At 55.1% G+C, this 6,898-nt stretch carries 7 protein-coding genes and 1 pseudogene; all 8 read left to right on the plus strand.

What is annotated here, in order from left to right; all coding sequences use genetic code 11:
- The first annotated feature begins 290 nt into the window (after positions 1 to 290).
- Positions 291 to 1,142, plus strand: coding sequence for a FliM/FliN family flagellar motor switch protein (locus tag AACU94_RS24130; RefSeq protein WP_135488406.1), 852 nt, complete (start codon positions 291 to 293; stop codon positions 1,140 to 1,142).
- Complete coding sequence (locus tag AACU94_RS24135) at positions 1,135 to 1,506, plus strand: FliM/FliN family flagellar motor switch protein (RefSeq protein ID WP_131161647.1); 372 nt, start codon at positions 1,135 to 1,137, stop codon at positions 1,504 to 1,506. Before AACU94_RS24130 ends, AACU94_RS24135 begins: the two co-directional genes overlap by 8 nt.
- On the plus strand, positions 1,503 to 2,255 hold the full coding sequence (gene fliP / locus AACU94_RS24140; protein WP_098031511.1) for a flagellar type III secretion system pore protein FliP: 753 nt from the start codon (positions 1,503 to 1,505) through the stop codon (positions 2,253 to 2,255). The genes AACU94_RS24135 and fliP overlap by 4 nt, the downstream gene beginning before the upstream one ends.
- 2 nt (positions 2,256 to 2,257) lie before the next feature.
- Positions 2,258 to 2,530: a flagellar biosynthetic protein FliQ gene (locus tag AACU94_RS24145; protein WP_000958542.1), complete on the plus strand. Its 273-nt coding sequence runs from the start codon at positions 2,258 to 2,260 to the stop codon at positions 2,528 to 2,530.
- Between the two features lies 1 nt (position 2,531).
- Entirely contained in the window at positions 2,532 to 3,314 is a 783-nt protein-coding gene (gene fliR / locus AACU94_RS24150) for a flagellar biosynthetic protein FliR (protein ID WP_001260515.1), read from the plus strand.
- Positions 3,304 to 4,443 (plus strand): flagellar type III secretion system protein FlhB, encoded by a 1,140-nt coding sequence (gene flhB, locus AACU94_RS24155; RefSeq protein WP_135488407.1) that lies wholly within the window; start codon positions 3,304 to 3,306, stop codon positions 4,441 to 4,443. Before fliR ends, flhB begins: the two co-directional genes overlap by 11 nt.
- Positions 4,427 to 6,520, plus strand: a complete 2,094-nt coding sequence (locus AACU94_RS24160; RefSeq protein WP_135488408.1) for a flagellar biosynthesis protein FlhA — start codon at positions 4,427 to 4,429, stop codon at positions 6,518 to 6,520. The genes flhB and AACU94_RS24160 overlap by 17 nt, the downstream gene beginning before the upstream one ends.
- 262 nt (positions 6,521 to 6,782) lie before the next feature.
- Positions 6,783 to 6,898 (plus strand): annotated as a pseudogene (locus tag AACU94_RS24165) (IS110 family transposase); the annotation flags it as partial.

The raw sequence follows: 6,898 nt of genomic DNA on the forward strand, positions 1-6,898 counted from the left end.
TTTACGCCGCATCCGGCAATTGCGCGCCGATGCCTACGACAGAACGGTACGCCGCATCCGGCAATCGTGCACCGATGCCTGATGCGACGCTGCGCGTCTTATCAGGCCTACAGTTTGTGCAATGTTTTATGACGATGCCCGATATCTCGCCCTTTAATAATTTAATTATTTTTTCACCCTATTAATAATTTGCCCCTTTCACGCCCCCTCTATTTAATACCTCACCTTGTGTCACTGCCGGATTTGCGTGCACAAAATCGCCCATACCATTACAGCAGAGAAAGTAAGCCATGCTGAAGTACAGTAAAACGCCAGGCATCTTTAAATTAGAAGGTAATCGGCTCGGACGCCCCTACCATCGCCTGCCGACCCAGTTTACAGGGAATTTTGACGTGATTGATTCGCATCTGGGCAGCTACTTTCTCAAAAAGCATCGCAGCAATATCACCTTAAAAAAGATTGGCTGCGAAATGGATATTATTAATAAAAACGCCGAACTGATGGTTTCCCAGGTCGGGCATCTGGCGTTTGATATTGATCGCTCCTTATTGTTAATGCTGCTGGGCAATTTTTATGGTCTGGAGTCGTCTCTTGAAGAGGCGAAAGCGCATAACGGGCTGCCGACCAAAACCGAAACACGTTTAAAAAACCGACTCGCACTGGATATCTGCACGCTGATTTTTAATCTGCAAACCTCCGGTATTGCGTTGAAATTAAAACTGGACAGCAGCACGGTAATTACCCACTGGGCGTATCAATTAACCTTTACCCTTGCGGGCGATGAAGAGAGCTGTTTTCGTATTTTGCTCGACGACGCCCACACCGATTTTATTTTAAATCTGATCCGCCACAGCGAGCACAGTAAACCGCAGCAGGTGGCGAAATCCGTTAATAAACCGGCCCTGATTAAAGAAATCATCCGCTCCCTGCCGCTGACCCTGAACGTCAAAATCGCCGAGCTATCGATGAATGTCGCGGATCTGGCGCAGATAAAAGCCGGGGATATTTTACCCATATCACTGGGAGAAACGTTCCCGGTGGCGATTGGGCAATCTGAATTATTTAGCGCCCTGATTGTGGAAGACAAAGACAAACTGTTTTTGTCGGAGCTGGCGGGCAAGAATGAGAATAGCCATGAGTAAGCAAGAAGATATTTTAGCCGGGGATTTTGGCCTCACCGATGAAGTTGCGCCTGTCGCGAAATCCGCCGATGCCGCAACGCTGGTCACCCGCCTGGAAGACCGTTTTTCCGACTCGATGACGCTGCTGAAACGCATTCCGGTGACCTTAACGCTGGAAGTGTCATCAGTAGAGATCATGTTAGCCGACCTCCTTAACATCGACGACGACACAGTGATTGAGCTGGATAAACTCGCCGGGGAGCCGCTGGATATTAAAGTGAACAATATCCTGCTGGGCAAAGCGGAAGTGGTGGTGGTCAACGAGAAGTACGGCCTGCGCGTGCTGGAATTTAACACCCGCGATATCAACGACCTGGCACCATGAAACGCCGCACTCAACTGACGCTGGGCCTTGGGCTGCTGGCGCTCGCCCCACTGGCAATCGCCCAGGGCGGCGATATTGCGCTGCTTAACGTGGTCACCCACGGCAACACCCAGGAGTACAGCGTCAAAATCCAGGTGCTGATTCTGATGACCCTCGTCGGTTTGCTGCCGACGATGGTGCTGATGATGACCTGCTTTACGCGTTTTATTATCGTGCTGTCGCTGCTGCGCCAGGCGTTGGGGCTGCAACAAACGCCGCCGAACCGCATTCTGATTGGTATTGCGCTCTCCCTCACCATGCTGGTGATGCGCCCTATCTGGCTCAATATTTACGACCACGCGGTGGTGCCGTTCGAAAACGATCAGATTACCCTGACCGATGCGTTAAGCACCGCCGCGACGCCGCTGAAACGCTTTATGCTGGCGCAGACCGACAAAAAAGCGATGGCGCAAATCATGACCATCGGCGGCGCGAAGGGCAATGCCGCTGACCAGGATCTCACGATTGTGGTGCCTGCCTATGTGTTGAGCGAGCTGAAAACGGCCTTCCAGATAGGCTTTATGATTTACATCCCGTTTCTGGTTATCGACCTGATTGTCGCAAGCGTATTGATGGCGATGGGGATGATGATGCTGTCGCCGCTGATTGTTTCGCTGCCGTTTAAACTGATGCTGTTTGTGCTGATCGACGGCTGGTCGCTGACCATCGGCACGCTCACCACCAGCATTCGCGGGCTGGGGCTGGGCTGATTATGTTGACCGTAGACGTAGCCGCCGACATTGTCGCCAGCGGTATTAAAGTAGTGATTTTGCTGGTTTCGGTACTGGTGGTGCCAAGCCTGCTGGTCGGCCTGCTGGTGAGCGTGTTCCAGGCGGTGACGCAGATTAACGAACAGACCCTGAGCTTTTTGCCAAGACTGATTGTCACGCTGGTGGTGCTGGGCGTGTGCGGCAAATGGATGATTATCCAGTTGCATGATCTGTGCATTCATCTGTTTACCCAGGCCGCCCTGCTGGTGCATTAAGATGCGCACAAGCGACGTTACGCAACTGACGGATCTGGCGCTGGGGCTGTGGTTTCCCTTCGTGCGCATTATGGCGTTTCTGCGCTATGTGCCGGTGCTGGATAACAGCGCCCTGACCGTGCGCGTGCGGATTATTTTGTCGCTGGCGCTGGCGATCATCATCACGCCGTTGATCCCCCATCCCATTCCCCACGACCTGCTTTCACTCAACAGTCTGATCCTGACGGTGGAGCAAATTTTATGGGGCATGTTATTCGGGCTGATGTTTCAGTTTTTGTTTCTCGCGCTGCAACTGGCCGGGCAAATTCTCTCGTTCAATATGGGGATGAGCATGGCGGTGATGAACGACCCAAGCAGCGGCGCATCGACCACCGTGCTGGCGGAGCTTATCAACGTCTATGCGATCCTGCTGTTTTTTGCGATGGACGGGCATCTGCTGCTGGTAAGCGTGCTGTACAAGGGCTTCACCTACTGGCCGATTGGCAACGCGCTGCATCCACAAACCCTGCGCACCATCGCGCTGGCCTTTAGCTGGGTGCTGGCGTCCGCATCGCTGCTGGCGCTGCCGACCACCTTCATCATGCTGATTGTGCAGGGCTGCTTTGGCCTGCTCAATCGCATTGCGCCGCCGCTTAACCTCTTTTCACTCGGCTTTCCCATCAACATGCTGGCGGGGCTGGTCTGCTTCGCCACTCTGCTCTACAACCTGCCGGATCACTATCTGCATCTGGCGAATTTTGTGTTGCAGCAACTCGACGCGCTGAAAGGTCACTATGGCGGATAGCAGCAGCGAAGAAAAAACAGAAAAACCCTCGGCGCAAAAGCTGCGTAAAGCGCGTGAAGAGGGGCAACTGCCGCGCTCGAAGGATATGGGGCTGGCGGCGAGCCTGTTTGCGGCGTTTGTGGTGATCTCCAGCAGCTTCCCGTGGTATGCCGATTTTGTACGCGAGAGTTTTATCAGCGTGCATCAGTACGCGCAGGAGATTAATAACCCGCAGGTGATCGGCCAGTTTCTGCGCCATCACCTGTTAATTCTCGGCAAGTTTATTCTCACACTGCTGCCGATGCCCGCCGCCGCGCTGCTCTCTTCGCTGGTGCCCGGCGGCTGGCTGTTTCTGCCGAAAAAGATCCTCCCGGATTTCAGCAAAATCAGTCCGTTAAAAGGCATTGGGCGGCTGTTTTCCAATGAACACCTGGCGGAAACGGGAAAAATGACGGTGAAGTCGGTGGTGGTGCTGGTGATGCTGTGGATTAGCCTGCGCAATAACTTTGCCGCCTTTCTCGGCCTGCAGGCGCTGCCGTTCAAACTGGCGATGAATGAGGGTTTGTCGCTCTACGCCAGCGTGATGCGCAACTTTGTCATCCTGTTTATCTTCTTTGCGCTGATCGACGTGCCGCTGGCGAAAGCCCTGTTTACCAAAGGGCTGAAGATGACTAAGCAGGAGCTGAAAGAAGAGTACAAAAATCAGGAAGGTAAGCCGGAAGTGAAGGCGCGCGTGCGGCGGCTGCAACGGCAGTTGGCGATGGGGCAAATCCGCAAAGTGGTGCCGAAAGCCAACGTTGTGATCACCAACCCGACCCACTACGCCGTGGCGTTGCAGTATGACTCGTCGCGTGCCGCCGCGCCGTTTGTGGTGGCGAAAGGCACCGATGAAATCGCCCTCTATATACGCCAGGTCGCTGCTGAAAATCAGGTGGAAGTGGTCGAGTTCCCGCGGCTGGCGCGCTCGGTTTACTACACCACCCAAGTGAACCAGCAAATTCCTTTTCAGCTTTACCGGGCCATCGCCCACGTTCTGACCTACGTCCTGCAAATGAAACACTGGCGCGAGGGCGCGCAGCCGCGTCCGGCCCTGAACAGACATATTTCCATTCCCAAAGAGGTCCTTAAACTGGATGGCGAAAACAACTAAATCGTTCCTCGCGCTACTGCGCGGCGGCAATCTCGGCGTGCCGCTGGTGATCCTGTGTATTCTGGCGATGGTTATTCTGCCGCTGCCGCCTGCGCTGCTGGATATTCTGTTCACCTTCAACATTGTGCTGGCGGTGATGGTGCTGCTGGTGGCGGTGTCGGCGAAACGACCGCTGGAATTCAGCCTGTTCCCGACCATTTTGCTGATCACCACCTTAATGCGCCTGACGCTTAACGTTGCTTCTACGCGCGTGGTGCTGCTGCATGGGCATCTCGGCGCGGGTGCGGCGGGTAAGGTGATTGAATCGTTTGGTCAGGTGGTGATTGGCGGCAACTTTGTCGTCGGCTTTGTGGTGTTTATCATCCTGATGATCATCAACTTTATCGTCGTCACCAAAGGGGCCGAGCGTATTTCCGAGGTTTCTGCCCGCTTTACTCTGGACGCGATGCCCGGCAAACAGATGGCGATTGACGCCGATCTTAACGCCGGATTGATCAACCAGGCGCAGGCGCAAACCCGGCGTAAAGATGTTGCCAGCGAGGCCGATTTCTACGGCGCAATGGACGGGGCATCGAAGTTTGTGCGCGGGGACGCCATCGCCGGGATGATGATTCTGGCGATCAACCTGATCGGCGGTGTCTGCATCGGGATCTTTAAATACAACCTGAGCGCCGATGCCGCCTTCCAGCAGTATGTGCTGATGACCATTGGTGACGGCCTGGTGGCGCAGATCCCTTCCCTGCTGCTCTCCACCGCGGCGGCGATAATCGTCACCCGCGTCAGCGACAACGGCGATATTGCCCATGACGTGCGCCACCAGCTGCTGGCAAGCCCGTCTGTGCTCTTCACCGCTACCGGAATTATGTTCGTGCTGGCGGTGGTGCCGGGAATGCCGCACCTGCCGTTTTTGCTGTTCAGCGCCCTGCTGGGTTTTACCGGCTGGCGGATGAGCAAACAGCCGCAGGCGGCGGAGGCGGAAGAGAAAAGCCTCGAAACGCTGACCCGCACCATCACTGAAACCAGCGAGCAACAGGTCAGTTGGGAAACGATACCGCTGATCGAGCCCATCAGCTTAAGCCTCGGCTACAAGCTGGTGGCACTGGTCGATAAAGCACAGGGCAACCCGCTCACCCAACGGATTCGCGGCGTACGGCAGGTGATTTCCGACGGCAACGGCGTGCTGCTGCCGGAGATCCGCATTCGGGAAAACTTCCGCCTCAAGCCCAGCCAGTACGCCATTTTCATCAACGGTATTAAGGCCGATGAAGCGGATATTCCGGCGGATAAACTGATGGCGCTGCCCTCCAGCGAAACCTACGGCGAGATTGACGGCCTGCTGGGGAACGACCCGGCGTACGGGATGCCGGTCACCTGGATCCAGCCCACGCAGAAAGCGAAGGCGCTGAATATGGGGTATCAGGTGATCGACAGCGCCAGCGTGATTGCTACCCATGTGAATAAGATTGTGCGCAGCTATATTCCTGATTTGTTTAACTATGACGACATCACGCAGTTGCATAACCGTTTGTCGTCGATGGCACCGCGCCTGGCGGAAGATTTGAGCGCGGCGCTGAATTACAGCCAGTTGCTGAAAGTGTACCGGGCGCTGCTGACCGAAGGCGTTTCCCTGCGCGATATCGTCACCATCGCCACCGTGCTGGTCGCCAGTAGCACGGTGACTAAAGATCATATTCTGCTGGCGGCCGATGTGCGCCTGGTACTGCGGCGCAGCATTACCCATCCGTTCGTTCGCAAGCAGGAGCTGACTGTGTATACGCTGAATAATGAGCTGGAAAATCTGCTGACCAACGTGGTGAATCAGGCGCAGCAGGGCGGCAAAGTGATGCTCGACAGCGTGCCGGTAGACCCGAATATGCTCAACCAGTTCCAGAGTACGATGCCGCAGGTGAAGGAGCAGATGAAAGCGGCGGGGAAAGACCCGGTGCTGCTGGTGCCGCCGCAGCTGCGCCCTTTGCTGGCGCGTTATGCAAGGTTGTTTGCGCCGGGGCTGCATGTGCTGTCGTATAACGAAGTGCCGGACGAGCTGGAGTTGAAGATTATGGGGGCGTTGAGTTGATTGGCCTTTAAGGGGCGCATCCGGCATTGGTGCACAATTGCCGGATGCGGCGTGAACGCCTTATCCGGCCTTGTATTATCCCTCCTGTGCAGAGAAAATTGGCCAGTTTTCTCTGCCTGCAGTCCGCATGCCGTATCCGGCCTTGGGTTCTAACCTGCGCGGTAGATTTATGCAGCGGACTGCCTTTCTCCCAAAGTGATAAACCGGACAGTATCATGGACCGGTTTTCCCGGTAATCCGTATTTGCAAGGTTGGTTTCACTATGGAACATGAACTTCATTATATTGGTATCGACACCGCTAAAGAGAAACTGGATGTCGATGTGTTGCGCCCTGATGGCCGTCATCGCACCAAAAAATTCGCTAACACCCCTAAAGG

The sequence above is a fragment of the Escherichia sp. E4702 genome (assembly GCF_963883545.1).
In the GTDB taxonomy this organism is placed as follows: domain Bacteria; phylum Pseudomonadota; class Gammaproteobacteria; order Enterobacterales; family Enterobacteriaceae; genus Escherichia.